Source organism: Lactobacillus iners DSM 13335 (assembly GCF_000160875.1).
GTDB lineage: Bacteria > Bacillota > Bacilli > Lactobacillales > Lactobacillaceae > Lactobacillus > Lactobacillus iners.
In genome coordinates this window covers 314,836-340,394 of record NZ_GG700805.1, presented here as the reverse complement: position 1 = coordinate 340,394, position 25,559 = coordinate 314,836, and the positions used below count along the sequence as shown (strand labels likewise).

Genomic DNA, 25,559 nt, shown 5'->3' with positions numbered 1-25,559 from the left:
CGATCACTTTTTCAAATCAATAATCGCATCCCTTAATGTTGCCGCAGTCTCAAAATCCAACTTTTGAGCAGCTATTTTCATCTGTTCAGTCAAATTAATAATCATTTGTTCTTTTTGTTTTGCACTTAATTCATCAAAATTCAAATCAGAAAAATCATTGATCTGCTTATCTTTTTGATCGACATCCTTTGTATGTGAAATAATATCACGTATTGGCTTAACAATTGTTTTAGGAATAATATGGTGTTTCTGATTAAAGAGCATTTGAATATTACGCCGACGCTCTGTTACATCAATAGCAGCTTGCATCGAATCTGTTATATGATCGGCATACATAATCACTTTACCATTTTCATTGCGAGCAGCTCTACCCATCATCTGCACAAGAGGTCTAGTAGAACGTAAAAAGCCTTCCTTATCAGCATCTAAAATCGCAACTAATGATACTTCCGGTACGTCTATGCCTTCTCTTAACAAATTAATGCCCACTAAAACATCAAACTTGCCTAAACGTAAGTCACGAATTATTTTCATCCGTTCCAAAGTTTTAATTTCTGAATGCAAATATTGGACTTTAATACCCAATTCTTTTAAATAATCAGTTAAATCTTCCGACATTTTTTTGGTCAATGTAGTCACAAAAACCCGTTCTTTTCGTCTGATCCGGATGTTGATTTCAGCAATCAAATCATCAATTTGACCATTAATAGGTCGAACTTCAACTATAGGATCTAATAATCCAGTTGGCCTAATGATTTGTTCTACTACTTTATCAGTACGGGATAATTCATAATCACCTGGAGTAGCAGAAACATAAACAATTTGATGCACATGTTTTTCAAACTCTAATAATTTTAATGGGCGATTATCCAAAGCGGAAGGCAAGCGAAAGCCATAATCAATTAAAGTCTGTTTGCGCCTACGATCACCATTATACATAGCTTGTAATTCAGGCATTGTAGCATGTGATTCATCAATTAAAATTAAAAAATCATCTGGAAAGAAATCTAATAAAGTATAAGGCGGTTCACCTGCTTTGCGATTATCCATATGGCGAGAATAATTTTCAATGCCATTGGTATAACCAACTTCTTGCATCATTTCAATATCATAATTAGTACGTTGCTTTATTCTTTGTGCTTCTAACAACTTTCCTTTATCGTCAAAAGCTTTGACCTGCAATGATAGTTCTTTTTTGATGTCGTTGATAGCTCGCTTCATTTGTTCACTATCTGTCATAAAATGCGTAGCTGGAAATAGAGAGATCTGCTCACATTTTCCTAATATTTCACCAGTCAGGGAATTTGCTTCCACGATCTGATCAATTTCATCTCCAAAGTATTCAACACGATACACTTTATTTGAATTGCCAGCTGGAAAAATTTCTACAATATCTCCATGTACTCTAAAATGTCCACGTTGTAAATCTAAATCATTTCGATCATACTGAATATTCACTAAATCTCGTAATAGCAGATCTCGTTCATACTCTTCACCTACCGACAAAGAAATGACACTTTTAGCATATTCTCTAGGATCACCTAACCCAAAAATACACGAAACTGAAGCAACAACAATCACATCTTTTCTTTGCATTAATGCAGAAGTCGTAGCATGCCTTAATTGATCAATTTCATCATTAATTGCGGAATCTTTTTCAATATATGTATCTGAACTGGGAACATACGCTTCTGGTTGATAATAATCATAATAAGAAACAAAATATTCAACAGCATTATTAGGAAAAAATTGTTTAAATTCACCATATAATTGACCAACTAAAGTCTTATTATGTGAAATAACTAATGTTGGTTTATTTAATTTAGCAATAAGATTAGCCATAGTAAAAGTCTTACCAGTACCAGTGGCTCCATGCAATATTTGTTCCTTAACTCCTTTTTTGAAATTATCACATAATTGATCAATAGCTTGTTTCTGATCTCCCGCTGGTTGAAATTTAGATACTAATTCAAATCTTTTATTTTTTTGTTTTCGAATCATTAAAATACCTCTGTAAAAAAAGTCGGACCTAAGTCCAACTTTAAAGTATATATTCTATTATTTGAATAAAATATGTTCAATAGCTGCTGTATAATCTTCTGCTGCCTGTTTAGCATTAGAAAAATTATCCTTGTTAACTCCGACATAAACTTTTACTACGGGTTCAGTACCTGATGGTCTTAAGGCCAGCCAAGTATTATCTTCTAAGAAATATTTCAAAACATTAGACTGAGTAAAGCCTTCCAATTTACTCATTTGACCATTAATAGACTCTGTCTGTAATAAGAAATCTTGTGTCTTTGTAACATGTTGTCCCATTATTTCTTTAATCGGATCTTTTCGCAATTTATCCATCAACAACTTCATTTTTTCTTGACCACCAAGACCTGGCATTTCTAGTGCACTAGTTACTTCATAAGCAAAGCCATATTTGTTCCAAATTTCTTGTAATCCATCAAAAATAGTTTTGTTATGTGAAGCATAATAACAAGCAACTTCAGCCAACATCAAAGCACCTTGCATCGCATCTTTATCACGAGTAAAGGGTTTAAATAAGTAACCATAACTTTCTTCAAATCCCATCAAGAAATGACCGTCATTCTGTGTACTCATTCGATCTATTTCTTCACCAATGAACTTAAATCCAGTTAAAACATGCTTAGTTTTAATACCATAATCCTGAGCAATCTTAAAAGGTAAGGCACTAGAAACAATTGACGTAATTAATTCGTAATCAGATGATAATTTACCAGCTGCTTTAAGATTAACTAGCAAATAATTAATAAATAAAGTTGCAATTTGATTACCAGTTAAGACTTGAAAACTTCCATCTGAAGTACGGACACAAGCTCCCATTCTATCAGCATCAGGATCTGTAGCTATAATCAAATCTGCTTTCAGATCATTAGCTAACTTAATACCTTCATCAAAGCATTGCTTAAATTCAGGATTTGGCTTAATTGTTGTAGGGAACTCAGGATCAATGATTGATTGTGAAACTACAGGGATTATATTTTTAAATCCAGCTTGTCTAAATGCCCGATCGTACAAAACCTTACCAGCACCATGAATTGGTGTATATATGATTTTGATTTGATCAGCATTTTTATTAATTAAACAAGAATTAAGATTTACGGTTGCAAGTTCTTTAAGGTATGCTTGATCAACATCTTCACCTATCATATGTAAGATATTTTTTTGTCTTAATGTGCTAACAGATGCACAAGTAACAGAAAAAATATCGGTAACTTTTTGAGCAAAAGCAAATAATCGATCTGCATTATCAGGTGACATCTGTGCACCATCTTCGCCATAAACTTTATAACCATTATATTGTTTAGCATTATGCGATGCTGTAATATTAATACCTGCAAAAGTCTTAAGATAGCGTACTGCAAAAGACAATTCCGGTGTAGGACGCAAATTGTCAAATAAATAGACTGTAATACCATGATTACCTAAAATCTGTGCAGCATGTGTTGCAAATTCACGTGAATAATAACGTGAATCATATGCTATAACAACCCCACGTTTGATAGCAGTAGAACCATTCTCCTCTATTAGTTTAGCTAAGCCTTCCGTCACACGACCTACAGTATAAAAGTTAATACGATTAGTACCAGGCTCTAGCAATCCACGCATCCCTGCCGTACCAAAATTAATATCTTGACCAAAGGCATCTTCAACCCAAGCTGAATTTTTTTTAAATTCCATTAGTTCTGAACGCATATCTGAATTTAAGCGTTCATTTCCTAACCATTGAGCTAGTCTGTCCTTTGCCCCCATATGTTTATCCTCCGATTTAATTTTTTAAAGTTTGTAAATAATGATAAGCAGCTTGTCCTGCAATACTGCCTTCACCAACTGCTGTAGCAATTTGCCTTAAATCCTTTTGACGTACATCACCTAAAGCAAATATACCTTCTACTTTAGTTTGCATATGATCATCAGTAATTATCCAACCGTGTTCATCACAAATCCCTAAATTACTAAAAGCCATACTATTAGCTTGTACACCAACATAAATAAATACGCCTGAAACATTTAAAATCTTCTGTTCTTCAGCATTTTTATCATAGTACTTCACTGCCGTAACTCTACTACCATCACCCAAAATTTCTTCCGTATTTGCATTCCAGATAAAATCAATCTTATCATTAGCAAATGCCATCTTTTGTAAAACTGGTTGCGCACGCAGTTCATTACGACGATGTATAATTGTAACTTTTTTAGCAGTTTGAGCTAAATATAGCCCCTCTTCAATAGCAGAATCTCCGCCACCAATAACAGCAATTTCTTCATTTCGGAAAAAAGCAGCATCACATACAGCACAATATGACACACCTCTTCCTTGATATGTGTCTTCACCAGGAATGTTGAGATGTTTATGTACAGCACCTGTAGCAATTAAAACTGCTGGAGCATGAAACTCATCTTTTTCTGTAATAACCTTTTTCATCTGTTGCTCAACGATTATTTGTTGCACATCAGCATAGAAATACTCCGCACCAAATTTCATTGCACTTTGATACATTTTTTCACTTAATTGCGGCCCAGTAATATCAGCAAAGCCAGGATAATTATCAATGGCACCTGTATTATTCATTTGGCCGCCATACAATCCTTTATCAACTATAGCTACTGACAAATTAGCTCGGGAAGCATATAATGCGGCTGTCAAGCCACCAGGTCCAGCTCCAATTATGATAACATCATATTTTTTTATCAATTTTCATACTCCTAAAATTTTACAATCTGATTTCAGGTTTTGGACTACGTCCCATCATTTTTTTGATTTCTAGATCAACATCTGAATTTTCATAAAGAACACGATAAATAGCCTCGCTAATTGGCATATCAACATCATTAGCTTCACATAATTCATGAACGGCCTTTACAGTAGTCGCACCTTCAACAACTTGTCCCATGTTATCTAAAATTTCTTGTAATGGTTTACCTTCACCTAATTGCTTACCACAACGCCAATTTCTTGAATTGGAAGAAGTACAAGTAACAATTAAATCACCAATACCAGCTAAGCCACTAAAAGTAAGTCGATCGGCACCGAAACATTTAACACCTAAACGAGTAATTTCGGCTAATCCACGTGTCATTAAGGCAGCCTTAGCATCATCACCAAATTTTTTACCAACTAATATACCTGCAGCAATCGCAATAACATTTTTTACTGCTCCTGCAACTTCTACACCAATTAAATCTGGATTTGTATAAAATCTGACGTAATTATTGGAAAATAATTTTTGAACTAATTCGGCATTTTTAATATCAGTTGATGCACAAGCAATAGCTGTTAAATCTTTTTGAGCAACATTTTCGGCATGGCTAGGTCCACTGATAGCCACAATTTTATCTAAATCATTAGGATAAATTTCTTCAGTTAGAATTTCAGAAATCAATTTTTTGCTACCTGGTTCTATTCCTTTGGTAGCAGTAACTAACAAAGGTTTAGTGCCTAATTTATCTAAAACTTTGCGAACATTTTTAGCAACTATCCTGACTGCTTTGGTTGGTAACACAAATAACACAATTTCAGCATCTTTTAAAGCTAGCTCTAAATCATCCGTTGCTTTAACACTATCATTTAAAGACCAATTTTTCATATAATGCTCATTAGTATGCTTTTCATTGATTTCTTGATTAACTGCAGCAATATTACCAAATAAAATAACATCATTTCCATTATCTGCTAACATTGAGCCCAATACAGAGCCCCACGAACCATTTCCTAATACACTAATTTTTGTCATTTCTATCAACTTTCTATCTATTAATCCAAAATAATATTAACGCTCATACGGATATTTTAATCCACTACCATCTAAATACCACTTGACATGCTTATATTTGCGACGATAAATTAATAACACAATTGCTACAATAAACAAAATAACACTTACTAATTGCGAAATTCTAATGGTGTTCATCAAATATAAACTATCTGTTCGCATCCCTTCCACAAAGAAACGAACTACAGAATACCATATCAAATAACTAAAAAATACTTCTCCTCGTTTATACAAACCTTTTTTATGTCGTAAGGCCAAAATAATAATTAGTCCAATTAAATTGAAAAATGATTCATATAAGTATGTTGGCTGATAATAATGACCTGCTATATACATTTGCTTAATTATAAAATCTGGTAAATGCAAGCTTTGTAAAAAGGATAAACTAACACACGCACCATGTGCTTCTTGATTAATAAAATTACCCCAACGAGCAATTATTTGAGCAGCCATAACGCCTGGAATAATAATATCTAACATCAACAAGGGAGGTAAAAATCTAGAATTACAAAATAGAATTAACACAACTAAGCCAGTTAATAACCCGCCATAAATAGCAATTCCACCATTCCAAATAGCAAATATTTGCCCTGGATTTTGAGCAAAATAGTCCCATTTAAAAATAACATAGTAAAGCCTTGCACCTACAAAGCCTATTGGTACTCCCCACAATAGAAAATCGGAAAAATCTTCGGGCATTATCTGCCTCTTCTTTCCTTCAACTATTGCCATCAATAATGCTATTACAATTCCTGATGCCATTAATATTCCATACCATTTAATTGACATCGATCCTAATCTAAAAGCTACTGGATTTATTATCAAGTTCATCTTTAATCCTTTTTCTATTTCTGAGAATTATCAGCAATTAAAGCTGACAAATTTCTTTCAAATTTTTCACTAGCATCATATCCCATCTTTTTTGCTCTAAAGTTCATGGCAGCTACTTCAATAATAATTGCTAAATTACGTCCAACTTTAACTGGAACAGTTAATTGAGGAACTGCAACATCAAAGATGTTGATATACTTTTCTGCAATACCCAAACGATCATAATTTTCTTTAGGATCCCAATTTTGTAAATTAATTACTAATTGAATTTCAGACTTTTCTTTAACAGCTCCAGCACCAAAGAGACTCATGATATCAATAATACCAATCCCTCTTATTTCCATCAAATGCTTCAAAATCGCTGGAGCCTCACCTACAACCGTTTTATCGTCTTTTTGATAAACATCAACTCGATCATCAGCAATCAAACGATGACCTCGCTTGATTAAATCAAGTGCAGTTTCTGACTTACCTACACCTGAATTGCCCATAATCAACACACCCATACCATAAATTTCCACTAAAACACCATGTATACTTTTTCTAGGTGCTAAATGTTCATCCAAGTACTGCATTAAGACACTAGTCAACTGAGTTGTAGGCATATTACTAGTTAAAACTGGAACTTTTGCCTGCTCTGCAGCTTCCAACAATTCTGATGGAATAGGTAATCCACGTGAAATCACAAAACAAGGCGTAATATCAGTGGCCATTCGTCTAAAAACATTGGTTCTCAAATCATGATCTAAATGTGTACTATACGAAATTTCTGTTTTACCTAATAATTGAATTCTTTCTTTAGGATAGAAATCAAAATAACCTGTTAATTCCAAGCCAGGTCTTGAAATATCAGATACAGACACAACCCTATGTTCCAAATAATCTTCACCCTGTTTAACTGTCAAAGTGGGATTATCATGCAACAATTCACTAATTTTAACCATATCACTCATAAATTAGTCCTCTTTATCTACATCATCAATAGTAACATTTCTAGCCTCTTTACGATGAGATGTTGATGCTTGCTTGCAATTATCATTATAATAAAATTTTTTGATATAACTACTATACTTTTTTTTAGCCTTATGAATTGCAATATAAATCGAAAGAGCACCAAAAACAATAATAAGTATATCGATTATAAAGAAAATTGGAAAAAGAAATGTTAATAATTTATAAATTATATTTAAAAGCAATATCAAATTCAAAATTATAAAAGCTAATATTGCTATGACAAAATATTTAAATTTCATATTATCACCACAAATTCTACTCTGGATTTTCTTGACTTAGCATCCACTGCAAATAAGCATAAATAAATGGATCAAGATTACCATTCATCACTCCTATAGTATCACTAGTTTCATAATCAGTTCTATGGTCTTTAACCATATTATATGGATGAAATACATATGATCTAATTTGAGAGCCAAAATTTATTTCCTTTTGATTACCCTTTAAAGCCTCAGTTTGCTTACGCTTTTTGTCTTCCTCAAGTTTAAATAATTTTGCTCGTAACATATCCATTGCTGTCTCACGATTTTGGAATTGCGAACGCTGAGCTTGTGAAGAAGTAACAATACCAGTAGGTAAGTGCGTAATTCGAACAGCACTAGATGTTTTATTAATATGCTGTCCACCTGCACCACTAGATCGATAAACATCGATTCGTAAGTCATCCGGATTTATTTCAATATTTATACTCTTATCAATTTCAGGAATAACTTCAACTGAAGCAAACGACGTATGTCTTCTCTTAGCAGAATCAAATGGAGAGATTCTAACCAAACGATGCACGCCATTTTCTGATTTTAACAAGCCAAATGCATTATTACCTTGTACTCTAACACTAACACTTTTTAAGCCTGCTTCGTCACCTACCTGGAAATCATCTACTTCAAAGGTTAAATTATGACTATCACACCAACGTTGATACATCCTAAATAACATATTAGCCCAATCCATAGCTTCTGTACCACCAGCACCAGAATGAATTTCTAGCAAGGCATTATGATCATCATATTTTCCCGACAATAATAGATGCAGCTCATAGTTATTAAATTCATTCTTCAATTTTTCAACTTCTGCTGTTATCTCCATTAGCATATCATTTTCCGGCTCCATATTATATAGTTCAACAGCCGTCTTCGCATCAGCTAAAGCAGAACTTAAGGTTTGATATTTATCAACTTTTTCACGCATATAATTGGTCGCTTCAATTATTTTTTGGGCATTCGTCTGATCATTCCAAAAGGTATCATCCGCCATTTTTTGCTCATTGATTGCGATACTTTCTTTTAAATTATCGAAGTCAAAGAGACCTCCTAAAATGTGACAATTGTTTTTCAAAATTTGCTAGTAATGCTTGGATCTCACTTATTTCCATATTAAACTCCTTTCAAAAAAAGGAGGTCAACCCTCCCTTTTTTATCGACTCATATTTGGTACTATACGTGCTTTCATAAATAATCTAGTAGCATCATATTCGATATTACTAATCATTTCTTCAAACATACGATACCCAGCTTCTTGATACTCAACTAAAGGATTTAATTGACCATATCCTCTTAAACTGATAGATTGACGTAATTGATCCATCGCATCAATATGATCCGTCCAACGATCATCAACAACACGCAAAATGACAACTTTTTCAAATTCCAACATTTGTTCTGGATCAACTAGTTGTCTTTCTTTTTCTGCATAATTGTCATCAACCATTTCATATAATTGTTCTTTTAATTCGTCAACAGTTATATTCTTTAAATTGATCTTCTTTGCATCTTCTTCACTAGCCAAACTGGAAGCAATAAAGTCACGAATTTGATCTGTTCGCCACTGATTCTTAGATCCTTGAGTGTACAAATCAATTTGATGTGCAATCGTTCTTTGCATCATAGGAATTAACACTTCTTTTAAGGAATGTTCTTCAGTAATAACTTGCATTCTTTCACCGTAAATGATCTCACGTTGCGTTCTCATAACATCATCATACTGCAAAGTTTGCTTACGAGTATCATAGTTATTACCCTCAACACGTTTTTGAGCAGACTCCACTTGTCGTGTAATCATTCTACTTTCGATTACCTTTTCATCATCACTACCAGCAATGCGATCCAAAAAGGCCTTAACACGTTCTGAGCCAAAACGTTTCATCAAATCATCTTCCAATGACAAGTAGAATCTTGTTGTACCTGGATCACCTTGACGTCCTGATCGTCCACGTAACTGATTATCAATACGTCTTGATTCGTGACGTTCAGTTCCGATAACAGCTAATCCACCTAATTCTTTAACACCAGGCCCTAATTTAATATCAGTACCACGACCTGCCATGTTAGTTGCAATAGTAACTGCACCACGCTGACCAGCATTCATAATAATTTCTGCTTCCTTAGCGTGATTCTTAGCATTCAAAACAGCATGAGCTATTCCAGCTTGGTCTAGCATCTTACTTAAACGTTCTGAACTTTCAATAGCTACCGTACCCACTAATACAGGTTGACCTTTAGCGTGACGTGTTTGAATATCTTCTACTACAGCTTCAAATTTCGAATCCAAGGTTGGGTATAAAATATCGGGTAAATCTTTACGTGCCTTAGGACGATTAGTTGGAATCGTAATAACTTGCATATTATATATTTCACGAAACTCTTCTTCTTCTGTTTTGGCTGTACCTGTCATACCTGACAATTTCTTATACATTCTAAAGAAATTCTGATAAGTGATTGTTGCCTGAGTTTTAGATTCTTCTTGAATCTTCACACCTTCTTTAGCTTCAATAGCTTGATGCAAGCCGTCAGAGTAACGACGACCTTCCATAACACGACCTGTAAAGGAATCAACAATCAAAACTTCGCCATTTTGAACGACATAATCAATGTTATTCAACATAATATAATTTGCACGTAATGCTTGATCAAGATGGTGCACTAACACTTGATTATCAATATCATACAAATTATTCAAGCCGAAATGTTCACACGCTTTGCTAATACCTTGATTAGTTAAGCTAATTGTTTTAGTTGGCCAGTCAATTTTATAATCACCATGATCCTCATTGTCGTCCATATTGTCATCACTTTTGTCTTCAACTAAAGTTTTAACAAAGCGATCGGCACGGATATACTCGTTATTAGCTTGCTCAGCTTGTCCAGAAATGATTAAAGGTGTTCTAGCTTCATCAATTAAAATTGAATCGACCTCATCAATGATAGCGTAATTTAAAGGACGCTGAACCATCTGTTCTTTGTAAACAACCATGTTATCACGTAAATAGTCAAAGCCTAATTCCGAATTGGTTGAATATGTTACGTCACAACTGTATGCTTCACGTTTTTCATCAGATGACATCGAATTAAGGTTTAATCCAACTGTTAAGCCTAACCATTTATACAATTGACCCATTTCACTTTCATCACGAGCAGAAAGGTATTCGTTAACAGTAACAACATGAACACCTTGCCCTGTTAATGCATTCAAATAAACTGGCATCGTAGCTGTTAAAGTTTTACCTTCACCAGTCATCATTTCTGAAATGTTACCATAGTGTAATGAGATACCACCTATTACTTGCACATGAAAAGGATACAAACCTAAAACACGTTTTGCACCTTCTCTAGCAGTAGCAAAAGCTTCGGGCAATATATCATCCAAAGACTCACCTTTTGCCAAACGGTCACGGAACTCAACAGTCATATGTTGTAACTGCTCGTCAGTCATATTAGCAAAATGATCTGCTAATTTTTCAACCTTATTGGCTATCTTTTCAAATTTTTTCAAATCTCTTTTGTCATTATCATAAAGTTTTTTAAGAATATTAGTCATTAAATCGATCCTTAACGTTAAAATTTGTGCACAATTTTAAATATACTAACCTATTTTAACATTATTTTTATAAAATTAAAAATATAAATAACAGCAAAAATCCCTCTAAAAAGTTAAACACTTTAAAAAGGGATTTATATATAACTTCTAACCTCAATTAGATTATTCATTAGTTTCAATCAAGCCGTAACGTCCGTCATTTCTTCTATATACAATACTTGTACCATTAGTATCAGCATCTTCAAAAATAAAGAAATTATGACCTAACATATTCATTTGCAAAATTGCTTCTTCAGCATCCATGGGTTTCAAATTCAAATGCTTGTTACGCACAATATCAAATCCGCTAACTGCCTTTTCCTCAGTAGCACCTGAAACAACATCTGTGTCATAGAAAAAGTCTCTCATTCCACGTTCACGACTCTTGCGATTAATTCTCGTCTTGTATTTTCTAATTTGACGTTCCAACTTTTCTGATACAAAGTCAATACTCTTATACATATCATCAGTCGTATCTTCAGCACGTAATACTAAATATGGCAAAGGAATTGTTACTTCAACCTTGGAAGACTTTTCTGAATATACCTTTAAATTAACGTGTGCAATTACGTCAGATTCTATTTCAAAGTATTTCTCTAACTTTTCAAGTCGCTTTTCAACATAAGACTTCAAAGCATCTGTTACTTCAATATTTTCACCACGAACGTTGTATTTTAACATAAAGATTCTCTCCCTTCGACGTCTTTGACGTTTTCTTTATACTATAATTATAGCATATTTGGAAGCGGTTTTATATATAATTAACGAGCGATTGTAAAACTACTTACGTTGCAATCAGGGAAGGCTTTTTTGATAATCTCCCATGCATGATAAATCGTTCTTCCCGTAGTATATATATCATCAAGCAATACTATCTGACCAGATAATTTAACATTTGCTTTTAAGCTAAATAAATTATCAGTTGCTAATCTTTCATTTTTATTTTTTTCACCCTGTGCTTCACCACCCGCTTTTTTGATTAAAACGGGACTCAAATTGCATAATGGTTCATAGATAGAAATAATAGTATCATATCCTCGCTGTTGTAAATGTTCTGGTGAACTAGGGATTGGGATATATCTATCCGCAAGTGGCAACTGATTTTTAATTAATTCAGTTAAAACATTAAATAAAACATAATGTCCATATCTTTTATAAGCTACCATCAAATCATGAAAAGCGTCATTATATTGATAAATCGAGCGGTTAAAAGCTAAGTCACCATTATATCTAACTTTCCAAGCTAAGCAATCATTACACAATTGCTCTTGATTAAGTTTGTTTTTGTAAGAATTACAATTTATGCATGCTGGATGAGTGATTTTTTTAAATTTTTTATAACAGTTCACGCAAATAATTTTAGCCACATAACTTACAGGTAAAAAAATTGTTTTTAAGTCTACCTCATCTGTGAAAGGTTGATTACATAAAAGACATAGTTGCATGATTCATCTCCACAATCTGTTTCTTTGCCTCTTTTAAAGCCTTAGTATAATGGTGATAACAAAAAATAACCCGACCCACCTGATCAGTTGCTGCACGTCCCACCCTTCCAGCAATTTGGACTAATCCTGCCGTTGTGTATATAGCATCATCTGCTGCTATGACTATAACTTGTACTCCTGGAAACGTAACTCCTCGTTCTAAAATAGTCGTAGTTAATAAAATAGATATTTCTCTGTTTCTAAATTGTTCAACTTTTTGTTGTCGATTTTTGTCACTCGAATGTACGCTAGCAATCACTAATTGCGAGTATTTTTTTTGCAAGATTGTCTGATAAAGTCCCAATTCAGCAATTCTAGGTACAAATACTAATAAAGGCTTACCACTATTAATAATTTCATTTAGTACTTTTATTAAAAAAGGATGTAGAGATTCGCCACTAATATATTTACGCCAAAACAAATATTCTTCAGGTACAGCTAACAAGCCACCATGAAATCTTTGTTGCAATAATGAATATCCCATCTCTCCATTTTTAACTTTAGTTAACATATCTTTGGAAGGTGTAGCAGTCAAATAAAAAGTTTGCCCTGTTGGCTTAATAGCATTTTTCGCACCATAATATAACATAGGATTATTGACATATGGAAAAGCATCAACTTCATCAATAATTATCAAATCAAAAGCCTGATAATATTTTAAAAGTTGGTGAGTAGTGCAAATAATAAATGGTTCATTATCGGGATCTTGTGCCATTTTTCCATGATATTTTCCAATTTTAGTATTGGCAAATGCTTGACACATACGAGGATATAATTCATTAACGACATCAAGTCTAGGTGTCGCCAGTGCTACATATTTTCCCTGCTGCAAAAAATATTCTACAGCTTTAAAAAGCATCTCAGTTTTCCCTGCACCAGTAACTGCATGCACCAAATGATCCTGATTATTTTGCAAAGCATGCAATAAATCAGCGGATACCTTTGCTTGCCGATCAGTTAAATCACCTTTCCAAGTTAATACATGATTTTTGTTTTTGACTGCATCCCCAACACGAGACATTCTACATAAAAAATCATTTTCACTCACTCTACCTAAACCAATGCAACTATGACAATATTTATGTCCAGTTGGCAGTCGATAAATGACTAATTGCCCACAACGCTGGCAAATATTGTCAATAATGGCTGGAACTTTTTTTACTTTTGAATTTATGATATCGTTATCTTGATTATTGATCCATTGACGACCTGCAAGTTTATTCAACAATATTAACACCTCTACTTTTAATACGCAGAAAGGAGTCTATTTTGACTGAAAAACCTGAAAAATATTTAACAATAAAAGAAAATGGTACACACGAACTAGTAATTAAAAAAAGCCGCTTTATTTGCTCCATGGCACGCACTAATACGGTTGAAGAAGCTGAAATTTTTGTTAAAAAAATAACTAATCTCTACAAAGATGCTACTCACAACACATATGCATACACTATTGGATTTGACAATACATGTGTTAAAGCATGTGACAATGGCGAACCATCTGGTACTGCAGGCATTCCTGAATTAAAGGCGTTGCAATTGATGAATTTAAACAATATAACTGCAGTTGTTACAAGATATTTTGGTGGCATCAAATTAGGAGCTGGAGGATTAATCAGAGCATATTCCAACTCTGTAACACAAGCAGCTGAAAATATTGGTGTTATTAAATGTATTTTGCAAAAAAAAATATCTTTTTCAATCCAATATAAGCATTTAGATAAGATACTATATTTTTTAAGGCAAAATCATATTTCAATTTTTAAACAAGAATATACAACAGATATTAATCTAACTGTATTATTAGATTCATCAGACATCGATAAGTTTGAGCAAGATATTAATAATATCTTGGCTAAACATGTTGAATTTTCAATCGGACAAGACCTGTATAATGAAATTTTGTTAACAGATTTTGACTACCATAATCAATAAAAACGCATCCCTGATCTCAAAAATCAAAGATGCGTTTTTTTAAAAATTAATCCTTATGTTCATCCTTCTTAATAGAAAAATGCGAGATACCAACTTGTGGATCTGATCGATGCATTTTATTGATATAATTTTGAATAAAATGTAATAACGGCTTAAATTTATCTCCTAGTAGGCCAATAGTCTCTACAAATAGTTCTAAAGCAAATAATAATCCTATCATCAGTGGCCAAATACCCCATGCCGGTGATGATATAAAAACAAGAGATATGAATGAAAATAACAATGAGATACCATAAATAGCTAATACTGTTTGACGGTGACTTAATCCCATTCTCATCAATTGATGATGTAAATGATGTTTATCAGCAACGGTAATCGGCTTTTTATTCAATTTTCTTCTAATCATCGCAAAAATAGTATCAGTTAATGGGACGCCCAAAATAATAATTGGTACTAATAGCGAAATAAAAGTAACATTTTTCAGTCCTTTTAATGACAATATAGAAATCATAAAGCCGATATATAAAGCTCCAGTATCTCCTAAAAAGATTTTAGCAGGATGAAAATTATAAGGTAAAAAGCCCAATAAGCATGTAGCTAACATAATACACATTAAAGGTACATAATTTTGCCAACCATGTAAGAAAAAGAAACCTACAATACCCATTGTACTTAATGAAATCATTGATACACCGGTAGCTAAGCCATCTAAGCCATCAATCAAATTCACAGCATTTGTCAAGGCTAAAATCCAAAATACCGTAATTGGTAAACTCCACCAACTTAAATTAATTGGTGACATAAAAGGCAACGATATCTCATTAACTCTAATTCCTGCCAAAAAGTATATGATCAATGCTGCGATAAAAATTCCCAGCATTTTTTGTTTCGGCTTTAATTCCAAGATATCATCAATTAATCCAGTTAAAAGAATAACTGACGATGCTAAAAGAATTGAAAATAATTCATGCGTTGGAAATTGACTACGCAATAAAACAAATTCACCTATATTAAAAGAAACAAAAATTCCTAATCCACCGATAGTGGGCATTGGTTTTTTATTAACTCTTCTTGCATTCGGATTATCTACCGCACCTAATACAAAAGCTAGCTTTCGAATAAAAGGTGTAATTAAAACTGATATAATCACCAAAGAAAAAATTTTTATAATAATTTGAAACATAATTCGCTACTTTCTTAAACATCTGAATCAATTATACAAATAGGATTAAATAAAGACAATAGTAACAAAAAAGTGAGCCAACATTGGTTCACCTTTATCTTGCTATATCCACAGCTCGCTTTTCACGAATAACAGTAACTCTAATATTACCTGGATATTCCATTTCATTTTCAATTTGATTTTTAATATCTCGTGCTAACAACACAATTTGATCATCAGAAACTTTATCTGGTTCAACCATAATTCTAATCTCACGACCTGCTTGAATAGCATACGCTTGTTTTACGCCAGGATAACCCTTAGATATTTTTTCTAACTGCTCCAATCGGCGAATATAATTTTCTAGCGATTCACTTCTAGCACCTGGTCTAGCTGAAGATATTGTATCTGCAGCTACAACTAACTCTGCAATAAATGACATTTTTGGCACATCACCATGGTGTGCTGCAATAGCATTAATTACTATCTCAGATTCATGATATTTACGTGCTAGTTCTACACCGATTTCAACGTGTGACCCCTCAATTTCATGATCGATTGATTTTCCTATATCATGTAATAATCCTGCACGTACCGCTATTTTTTCATCTAAACCAAGTTCTGATGCCATTACACCTGTCAATTTGCCTACTTCAATTGAATGCGACAACACATTTTGACCATATGATGTGCGATATTTTAGACGACCCAAAATTTTAACTAACTCAGGATGCATTTTATGAATACCTAATTCCATTAAGGCACCTTCACCAGCTTCATAAATATCATCGTTAACTTCCTTACGAGCACGATCTACGGTTTCTTCAATTCTCGCAGGATGTATACGACCATCTTTTATTAAATTTTCTAGGGCTCTCTTAGCAATTTCACGGCGAATAGGATCAAAGCCACTTAAAACTACAACATCAGGTGTATCATCAATAATTAAATCAATACCAGTCATAGCTTCAAATGAACGAATATTCCTACCCTCACGACCAATTATGCGGCCTTTCATATCATCATTTGGTAAATTAACAACTGAAACAGTATTTTCCGAAACAGTATCTGCTGCACTACTCTGAATAGCTTCTACAATCAACTTAGTTGCGTAATGTTCAGCTTTTGCTTGAGCCTGCTCATTACTCTCTTTTACTAATGCAGCACGCTCGGCAACTAATTTATCCGACAACTCTGACAAAATAATCTTCTTAGCATCTTCAACTGACAATCTAGATACTTCATATAATTTTTCTTCACGTTGATGTATCAACGCATCAGCTAATTGGTGTTTTTCAGAAAGTTCAGCTTGTAACTCTTTAACTTGATTTTCCCTTTGTGTGAGCTGACAATCTTTTTGATCAAGCATACCATCTTTACGGTCAATTGCATCTTCTCGTTGCAACAATCTATTCTCTTGTCTGGAAACTTCTTTACGTCGTTGGTTAAGTTCATTTTCAACTTTTTCACGATATCTATGAATTTCTTCCTGTGCTTCAAGAATTTTCTCTTTTTTTAGATCTGCAACATGCTTTTTCATTTCCTGCAATGCTTGTTTTTCAGTTAGTAGTTTTTCTCTAGCTGACTGAATGTCCAATCTTGCATTTTCTATGATATGCTTAGCATCATTTTTTGCATTTTCAGCAGCCTGTTCCCATTTATGCTTACGATAACAATAGCCTGCCACTCCACTAATCAGGATTGAAAAAATAACGATAGCGACAAAACTCAAATAATTATTTTGCATACACTATCGCCCTTTTTCTATATAAATTATTCACACATATTAATAATAAGAGTAAGGCAGATTATTGTCAATAAACATAGTAACTATTCTTGCTCGGTATCTTCACTCGAATCTTCATCAGATTCTTTATTGTCAATACCATAGGCCTGTCGTACTTTATCATTTATTTCCCGGAAAATATCAGGATGTTCCTCCAAATATTGTTTAGCGTTTTCTCGACCTTGACCGATACGATCATCGCCATAGGAATACCATGCCCCAGATTTATTGACGATATCTTTATCAACCGCCATATCTAAAAGCTCTCCACTCTTAGAAATACCAATACCATACATAATATCTACTGTAGCAACCTTAAATGGAGGTGCAACCTTATTTTTGACAACTTTAATTTTTACACGACTTCCTATAGGATCGCTACCTTGTTTAATTTGTTCTGATTTTCTTACTTCCAACCTAATAGTAGAGTAAAACTTAAGAGCACGACCACCTGGTGTAGTTTCAGGGTTACCAAACATAACACCGACTTTTTCACGTATTTGATTAATGAAAATAGCAATCGTTTTAGTCTTAGAAATATTGCCAGATAATTTTCTTAAGGCTTGACTCATTAAGCGTGCTTGTAATCCAACGTGTGCATCGCCCATCTCACCTTCAATTTCTGCTCGTGGAACTAATGCAGCAACAGAATCTACCACCAGAATGTCGATCGCTCCACTAGAAATTAAAGTATCAGCAATCTGTAATCCTTCTTCACCAGTATTAGGCTGTGATAAAATCAATGAATCAATATCAACGCCTAATGCTTCTGCATAGGCAGGATCCATAGCATTTTCTGCATCAATATATGCTGCAGTTCCTCCATTTTTTTGAACTTCAGCTACTGCATGTAAAGCAACTGTAGTTTTTCCGGAACTTTCCGGTCCATAAACTTCAATAATTCTGCCTCGAGGATAGCCTCCTACTCCCAGTGCAGTATCAAGAGCAATCGAACCAGTAGAAATAGTTGATATTTTAGTATCGACCTTTTCACCCATTCGCATTACTGCACCTTTACCAAAATTTTTTTCAATTTTTTTCAAGGCTAATTCAAGAGCAGCTTTTTTTTCATCTTTAGCCAATTTTATCCTCCTTGAACTTAACAAATTAATTATACTTTTTTTATTTTAAAAAAAGCAAGACTAAGCACTATTAGTTGCTTAATCTTGTTTTCTAAATTATATTACGCAAAAAAATGCAAAATTTACATTGATCCTTTAAAAATATGCCAACTATTTTTGAAATAATCATATCCTGAATAAATAGTAAAGACTAAACAAATATATAGGAAAATAGTTCCAATATAGTAAATATCACTTAACAAAAGGAAAATAATAGCTAACATTTGCGTTGTAGTTTTTATTTTGCCAGGCATTTTAGCGGCTAAAACCTGACCTTTATTTTCAGCTAAAAGTAGGCGTAATCCGGTCACTGCCAATTCACGACAAACGATAATGGCAACTACCCACGCAGGTGCATAAGTATGTTGACTATTATTCAAAGTTATTAAAAATACAAAAGCAGTCATGGTTAACATTTTGTCTGCTAAAGGATCAGCAAATTTGCCAAAATTAGTTACCAAACCACGCTTTCTAGCAATATGTCCATCAAGATAATCTGTAAATGAAGCTAAAGCAAAAACTATTGCAGCTATAAGATTACACCAAAAGATCTTAGTTGAACCCAATAACAAGAATCCTGCTGGCCATTGAAAAATTAATAACAAAATAAAAACTGGTATCATAAAAATTCGTAAAGTTGTTAATTTATTTGGTAAATTCATTTTTATCTACTATTTCCTCCGGCAGCTTGCCCTTGATCTCTTTGTTGATTTTGTTTATTTGTTTCATTTTGTTGACTATGTTGTACAGGTTGTTTATTTTGAGGAGTTGTGTTTTTGTTCTCCTGCTTATTTATATTTTCATTCTTTGTATCCGCTTGATTATTAGTTTTATTTTGTTCTGCTTGTTTAGTCTCACTCTCTTTATTTTTGACAAGATTCTTTTCATTAGTCTTTACTGCATTTTTATGTGCAAATAAAAAGGTAATTGTTCGAGCAGCATTAGGCATGGTTTTATTCGTAATATTAAGCTTTTTACCACCAATAATTAATTCAGCTGAACTAGTATTTGCAAAAAATACAGTAACATTACCGACATTATGTGGAATTTTAACTTGATGTGCATCATCAGCATTCAAAACACCGTGCCATACAGATCGACCATCAATAAAGATTCTAGCAAAAACAGCCGTTGAACCAGTTTTAACAACTAAAGTTCTCTTGTTACCCATTTTTTTAACTTTATAAAGAGTATCACTAAGCTTTTCTAATTTAATATCAGAAGTAGCTTTTTTCTTGTGTTTTACACGTTGTTTCTTCTTTTTTTGAGATTCTTCGTTTGATGACTTAACAGTCACATTATCTACTTGATTTATTGATTTTTGGTTAGTATTACTGATGAAATGTGCATAAATTAAATAAATAAGACAAACAGTAACAAAAAAGGCTATTATAGCAGCCGCAATTGGAATATATTGCTTCCAAAGACCTTTTTTATTGTTAGTGGTTTTTCTTACTTCTTGACTCTTATTATCAATAGAATTTTCCACATATTTTTCAGGAGTGGCTTCAGGAACTTCTTTATGATACTCATCAAGCAATTCTTTGCCATTAAGACCTACTACCTGAGCATATTGTTTAATAAAGGCTCTTACATAAAAATCACCAGGCAACTGATCAAATTGATTTTCTTCAATAGCATACAGATATCGTCGCTGAATCTTTGTAATTTTTTCAATGTCTTCTATTGTCATTCCATTTGCTTTTCTAGCATTTTTTAATTTATCACCTATGTCTGACATATTAACCCTCATTCCATTATCATTCACTGAAAAGTATACCAAAACGTATAGTAAACAAACAAGATTTACTACAAATATATCCGTATTACCTATCTAATATACATTCTATTATCTATTTGACATAATACAACTATATATACTACTTTTCGCTAAAATATCTTGATAAAGACTTACCATATCACTATTATTCATTTGCACAACTTCTTCAATTATTTGTGCTAGTGACCTACCATGCAAAAGTGTCCCTGCCATCTGCTGTGCATATGAATTAAGATCATCAGTTAGTCTTAAATAATTTGCTAAAAATTCTTTTTTATTTAATTCAATTAATTCTGCGGACATATGTCCTCTAAACAACTCATGTTTGATTGCTGATACTAATTTTTGTGGATATCGACTAAGAGCCGTTATAATTACAAAGCTGCCTTCACGAGTATTATAAATATCAACATCCGGTTGATCATTAATAATATTTTGTAATTGCATATTACTCAACCAGATATTATTACTATTAAAATGTGCATCAATTAACATTTCTAAAACATCTGTTGCTAATAAAGCATTACTAGTAAATTTATTCAAATCGGGCAACTTAATAGCTACGCCTACATGAATATTTTTGGACTTATTATTTGTAATCTGTTCATCGGTTGCCATTGAATCAATTGTTTGCACAGCTATTTTAGGTTTCGGTGCACAATTAATATATTTTTTTTGCATTTTATTAACTAAAGTGAATATTTTTTGCACTTGCGATGGCGAAAAATCACCACAAGCAATAAATCTCATATTATTTGAGCAATAATATTTTTTATAAATTTTATTTAAAAAGGAAATATCAATTTTAGCTAAATCCTCTTCAGAACCGACTATATCATGAGTAAACATAGTTTGCGGAAACATGTTTGACATTAGATTATGAATCAAATACCATTCAGGATCATCTTTAGCTGTAGCCAATTCTTGACAAATAATCTTTCTTTCTTGATCAATATTATCCACTGTAAAATATGGCTCACCTACTAGTTCAAAAAGAAGTGGCAAAATTTGGGGCCAATGATTGGCAAATTCTGCATAATACATGGTCTCGTTAAAGCCAGTATAAGCATTAGAATCTGCTCCTAAACGTTCAAACTTCAACGCTATATCACCGTATTTTTTAGCAAAAAGCTTATGCTCCAAAAAGTGAGCACCACCACTAATTTCTTGTGGATCACTGCCACCAAAATCAACAACAATTCCCATAAACTTACTGGCAAAACCAGGCTTTAAAATAATATTTGCAACAAAGCCACTATCATAAGTTTTACTAATTAAGTTTTCTTCCATCATAACAAACAATAACTTCCATTCAATTGCATCGTTTTAGCTAAATTTATCAGATCGTTAACTGTATAATCTTTAATTAACTTGATCATATTAGGAATAGTTGAAAAAGAACCAATCAGATTCTCAGTTACAGCTTTCATCATCATACTTTCTTGAATATCACCATAACTATTAAAATTATTAATCAACAATTGCTTACTATGGTCAAAAGCTTCTTGATCTACTAACCCGCACACTAAATCAGATAAACATCCTTGGATGATTTCCTTAACTTGCTTTACCTGATTTTTGTTAACACCCGTTCTAATTAAAAGTAATGAATGATTTTCATCATTAAATGCATCTACACCATATGTAGCACCTAACTGCTCACGTACTTTTTTAAATAAAATCGAACTCTCAGTATTAGCCAAATAATAACTCATAATTAAGGGACCAATCCATGGACGGGGCATTGATTGAATATGATTATAAAAATAACCCATTAAAACTTGTGCTTGTTCATACTGAGCATCACTACTTTCATCGAAAGTATCAATATCTCGATCAACAACCAGCTGCGGATTAACAAAATCAGCCTTCGACTTAAAAATATTAAAATAGCTATGTCCGATTTTATTGAATAAATTCGTGTCTGCAACTTGTCCATAAATCATCAGCGGACTCTTAAACAAAAGTTTGACAAAATCTTGTATATCTTCTAAAGACAACTGATCTAAAATATCTCGATTAACTACATTAACATATTGATAATTTGGCTGATTTTTGAACCATAATTTCATAAATTGATGCAAAGCACGATTTTCTGGCAACTCAAAAAAATCACGTATGTTACTATGCAAAGTACTTTTAGCCAAATTGACTACTTTTTCATCAATCAAAGGTCGATGAACAATAGAAAAAAATGTTTCCATGATCTTAGCATAATCATACTCAGGGTCTAAAATTTCACGTGGTTCAATGAAATTCAACATATAGCTCATTACGATGCTATTGCCATTAATCTCCGGAAAGATTTGCAAAGATGCATCATATAATGAAGATAGCCTTTTAGATTGGCGATTAATGGTATTATATTTTTCAGATAATAAACTTTGTACTTCTGCTAACAAGGTAGAAATTGTAATATTTTTGGGTGTTAAATCCAATCTAAAAAAGCATCCAATACATCCCGTTTTAAATTTATTATTCTGCTCAATTACTACATTACCCAAGTCTTTACTCCTCATCTTTTAATGGTGGTAATAAAACCTCTCGGGGTTTTGCACCAGTAGATGGACCTACTATGCCATTTTTTTCCATTGCGTCTACTATTCTAGCTGCACGATTATATCCAATCCTAAAGCGTCGTTGCAATAACGAAACACTAGCTGTTTGTTGTTGCCTTACTAGATCTACAGCCTGTTGATAAAACTCGTCATCAGTATCATCTTGCTCAGAATTATCATTTTCGGCATCTTCGCTATCAGATGGTATCATTTTTTGATCATATTCAGTAGCTTGTTGCTTTTTAACCCAATCAACCACTCGTTCAACTTCATCTACATTAATGTAAGCTCCCTGAATTCGTTCAGGTTTTGAAGCACCTATTGGTAAATAAAGCATATCTCCACGCCCTAATAATTTTTCTGCACCAACTTGATCCAAAATAGTGCGCGAATCTATCCCACTGGAAACTGCAAATGAAATACGGGAAGGAACATTAGCTTTGATTAATCCTGTAATAACATCAACACTCGGTCTTTGTGTTGCCAAAATCATATGTATTCCTGCTGCCCTAGCCATTTGAGCTAAACGAACTATAGAATCTTCTACTTCTCGACCAGCAACCATCATAAGGTCGCTCAACTCATCAACAATAACAACAATATAAGGCAATAATTCCATTACTGAATTAGCTTTATTTTGATTGTTTAATGTTACTTTCTCATTATATTCACCAATATTTCGCACTCCACCAGCAGCAAATAATTGATAACGACGTTCCATCTCCCTAACTGCCTTGCGTAAAGCACTAGTTGCTAATTTGGCATCAGTCACAACTGGGATCAATAAATGTGGTATACCACTATAAACTGACAGTTCCACCATTTTAGGGTCAATTAAAATCAATTTGACATCATCTGGATGAGCTTTCATCAAAATACCTGTGATAATAGTATTGATAGCAACAGATTTACCTGATCCAGTAGCTCCGGCTATTAATAAATGTGGCATCTTACGCAAATCCGCAGACACTATCTGACCTGTAACATTCTTGCCCAAAGGAACTGACAAAACTTCCTGTTTAGCTTTATTTTCTTGCTTTTGCATAACTTCCCGAAAAGAAACTGTCGAAGCAACTTTATTTGGCACTTCAATACCAATAAAAGGCTTACCAGGAATTGGAGCTTCAATTCTAATATCTTTTGCTGCCAAAGCCAAAGCCAAATCATCAGTTAAATTAACAATCCGACTAACTTTAACTCCTACAGCTGGTTGAACTTCATAACGAGTAACTGTAGGTCCTAACACAGCCTTTTTTACAATGACACTAACGCCAAAACTACTAAATGTATTTTCTAAAGTCAGCGTATTTTGCTTGATTAATTTACTATCTGACGATTGATCAGTATTTGGCACTGCATCCAGCAAATCTAATGATGGATAGACATAATCTAATCTTCCTAGCGAATTTTTATCATCTTTTTTGACTAAATCGTGAGCTAACTCCGATATTTCATTATCATTGCTCAAATCATTTGCCTTATCGACAACTACATCTACAGGATCTTGCTCGGGTAACTGCTCATTTTTAGGAGCATCTAAATCACCTATATTCGGAAAATCTTGTTTCTCTTTATGTTGGTCATGATAATTTTCAATTAAATCGGTATATTTATCTTTTAATAAGATACCTGCATCTTTATTTTTTGCAATAAAGAACTTAGACAAGGTTTGAAATTTTTTGACAATTGTTCGAAATTTAACATCAAAAAACATCAACAGTCCAGTAACAATTAATAGACCTTCAATAAATTTACTACCATAACTGCCAAATAGATAATTAAAGATTTGACAAAATAAAGTACCAATTAAGCCGCCACCAACACTCATGGAATCCCTACCATGTAGAAATTCTTGTCCAATCCGTGTTAAAAAAATGCTCATATAATCATGCTGCAGCATTAATTTCTGAAATAAGAGAGAACTACACCAAGCCGTTAAAGCGATCGTGAAAACAATTAATCCCCAAGTTCTTTTTTTACCTAAGTGCGGTGGTTGGTTATAAATAATCATCACCAATGCACAAACGCCAATGATGGCACTAGCTAAATAATGAGCGTCACCAAAAAAAAGACGCACTAAATTGGTGGCTTGATTACCTAATAAACCAAAATCAGCACAAGAAAAAAGCACAAGTACTGCCAAAATTAAGCCTGTAATCACCCACTCGAGCTTCTCCTTTTTAACTTTAGAAATAGATGTATTTTTTCTAGGCATTAAAAAACCTTCCT

Annotated in this window: 21 protein-coding genes; 1 reads left to right on the top strand and 20 read right to left on the bottom strand. The window is 33.3% G+C overall.

From position 1 onward, the window contains the following. Positions 1-3 precede the first annotated feature (3 nt). From uvrB to HMPREF0520_RS03640, 12 genes are all read right to left on the bottom strand, one after another. Complete coding sequence (gene uvrB, locus HMPREF0520_RS03695; protein WP_006729577.1) at positions 4-2,001, bottom strand: excinuclease ABC subunit UvrB; 1,998 nt, start codon at positions 1,999-2,001, stop codon at positions 4-6. 57 nt (positions 2,002-2,058) lie between these two features. After that, a complete protein-coding gene (locus tag HMPREF0520_RS03690) occupies positions 2,059-3,786 on the bottom strand; it encodes a phospho-sugar mutase (protein WP_006729576.1) in 1,728 nt (575 codons plus the stop codon). Between the two features lie 16 nt (positions 3,787-3,802). Then, complete coding sequence (trxB, locus tag HMPREF0520_RS03685) at positions 3,803-4,729, bottom strand: thioredoxin-disulfide reductase (protein WP_006729575.1); 927 nt, start codon at positions 4,727-4,729, stop codon at positions 3,803-3,805. Positions 4,730-4,748: 19 nt separating this feature from the next. Next, positions 4,749-5,768, bottom strand: a complete 1,020-nt coding sequence (locus HMPREF0520_RS03680) for an NAD(P)H-dependent glycerol-3-phosphate dehydrogenase (protein ID WP_006729574.1) — start codon at positions 5,766-5,768, stop codon at positions 4,749-4,751. A gap of 36 nt (positions 5,769-5,804) precedes the next feature. Continuing rightward, on the bottom strand, positions 5,805-6,638 hold the full coding sequence (gene lgt, locus HMPREF0520_RS03675; protein WP_006729573.1) for a prolipoprotein diacylglyceryl transferase: 834 nt from the start codon (positions 6,636-6,638) through the stop codon (positions 5,805-5,807). Positions 6,639-6,652: 14 nt separating this feature from the next. After that, positions 6,653-7,591: an HPr(Ser) kinase/phosphatase gene (gene hprK, locus HMPREF0520_RS03670; protein WP_006729572.1), complete on the bottom strand. Its 939-nt coding sequence runs from the start codon at positions 7,589-7,591 to the stop codon at positions 6,653-6,655. 3 nt (positions 7,592-7,594) lie between these two features. Next, a complete protein-coding gene (locus tag HMPREF0520_RS03665; protein WP_006729571.1) occupies positions 7,595-7,891 on the bottom strand; it encodes a hypothetical protein in 297 nt (98 codons plus the stop codon). A gap of 16 nt (positions 7,892-7,907) precedes the next feature. Then, positions 7,908-9,024, bottom strand: a protein-coding gene (prfB, locus tag HMPREF0520_RS03660; RefSeq protein ID WP_100067563.1) for a peptide chain release factor 2 whose coding sequence is annotated in 2 segments (ribosomal slippage) — positions 7,908-8,951 and positions 8,953-9,024 — 1,116 coding nt in all. Because the reading frame shifts where the segments join, the coding sequence is not laid out codon by codon here. Positions 9,025-9,065: 41 nt separating this feature from the next. Next, complete coding sequence (gene secA, locus HMPREF0520_RS03655) at positions 9,066-11,465, bottom strand: preprotein translocase subunit SecA (RefSeq protein ID WP_006729569.1); 2,400 nt, start codon at positions 11,463-11,465, stop codon at positions 9,066-9,068. Between the two features lie 162 nt (positions 11,466-11,627). Further along, positions 11,628-12,185, bottom strand: a complete 558-nt coding sequence (hpf, locus tag HMPREF0520_RS03650) for a ribosome hibernation-promoting factor, HPF/YfiA family (protein WP_006729568.1) — start codon at positions 12,183-12,185, stop codon at positions 11,628-11,630. Between the two features lie 80 nt (positions 12,186-12,265). Further along, a complete protein-coding gene (locus tag HMPREF0520_RS03645; protein ID WP_006729567.1) occupies positions 12,266-12,949 on the bottom strand; it encodes a ComF family protein in 684 nt (227 codons plus the stop codon). Next, positions 12,927-14,216 (bottom strand): ATP-dependent helicase ComFA, encoded by a 1,290-nt coding sequence (locus HMPREF0520_RS03640; protein WP_010221826.1) that lies wholly within the window; start codon positions 14,214-14,216, stop codon positions 12,927-12,929. The genes HMPREF0520_RS03645 and HMPREF0520_RS03640 overlap by 23 nt, the downstream gene beginning before the upstream one ends. A gap of 41 nt (positions 14,217-14,257) precedes the next feature. On the opposite strand from HMPREF0520_RS03640, the gene HMPREF0520_RS03635 reads away from it, so the two are divergent. Beyond that, the gene (locus tag HMPREF0520_RS03635; RefSeq protein WP_006729565.1) at positions 14,258-14,923 is read left to right on the top strand and encodes a YigZ family protein; all 666 of its coding nucleotides are present in this window, start codon (positions 14,258-14,260) and stop codon (positions 14,921-14,923) included. 46 nt (positions 14,924-14,969) lie between these two features. On the opposite strand, the gene HMPREF0520_RS03630 is transcribed toward HMPREF0520_RS03635, so the two are convergent. The 8 genes from HMPREF0520_RS03630 to HMPREF0520_RS03595 form a co-directional block, all read right to left on the bottom strand. Then, positions 14,970-16,106, bottom strand: coding sequence for a glycosyltransferase family 4 protein (locus HMPREF0520_RS03630; protein ID WP_006729564.1), 1,137 nt, complete (start codon positions 16,104-16,106; stop codon positions 14,970-14,972). A gap of 94 nt (positions 16,107-16,200) precedes the next feature. After that, complete coding sequence (gene rny / locus HMPREF0520_RS03625) at positions 16,201-17,832, bottom strand: ribonuclease Y (protein WP_006729563.1); 1,632 nt, start codon at positions 17,830-17,832, stop codon at positions 16,201-16,203. Positions 17,833-17,915: 83 nt separating this feature from the next. Then, positions 17,916-18,953 (bottom strand): recombinase RecA, encoded by a 1,038-nt coding sequence (gene recA / locus HMPREF0520_RS03620; protein WP_006729562.1) that lies wholly within the window; start codon positions 18,951-18,953, stop codon positions 17,916-17,918. A gap of 122 nt (positions 18,954-19,075) precedes the next feature. Beyond that, entirely contained in the window at positions 19,076-19,654 is a 579-nt protein-coding gene (gene pgsA / locus HMPREF0520_RS03615) for a CDP-diacylglycerol--glycerol-3-phosphate 3-phosphatidyltransferase (RefSeq protein ID WP_006729561.1), read from the bottom strand. A 2-nt stretch (positions 19,655-19,656) separates the two neighbouring features. Continuing rightward, positions 19,657-20,733: a helix-turn-helix domain-containing protein gene (locus HMPREF0520_RS03610; RefSeq protein ID WP_006731219.1), complete on the bottom strand. Its 1,077-nt coding sequence runs from the start codon at positions 20,731-20,733 to the stop codon at positions 19,657-19,659. A gap of 108 nt (positions 20,734-20,841) precedes the next feature. Beyond that, positions 20,842-22,065 carry a M16 family metallopeptidase gene (locus tag HMPREF0520_RS03605; RefSeq protein ID WP_006729559.1) on the bottom strand — a complete coding sequence of 408 codons (1,224 nt, stop codon included), beginning with the start codon at positions 22,063-22,065 and terminating at the stop codon, positions 20,842-20,844. Then, a complete protein-coding gene (locus tag HMPREF0520_RS03600; RefSeq protein WP_006731192.1) occupies positions 22,062-23,276 on the bottom strand; it encodes an insulinase family protein in 1,215 nt (404 codons plus the stop codon). Before HMPREF0520_RS03600 ends, HMPREF0520_RS03605 begins: the two co-directional genes overlap by 4 nt. Before the next feature lie 4 nt (positions 23,277-23,280). Beyond that, the gene (locus HMPREF0520_RS03595; protein WP_006729557.1) at positions 23,281-25,545 is read right to left on the bottom strand and encodes an FtsK/SpoIIIE family DNA translocase; all 2,265 of its coding nucleotides are present in this window, start codon (positions 25,543-25,545) and stop codon (positions 23,281-23,283) included. Positions 25,546-25,559 lie beyond the last annotated feature (14 nt).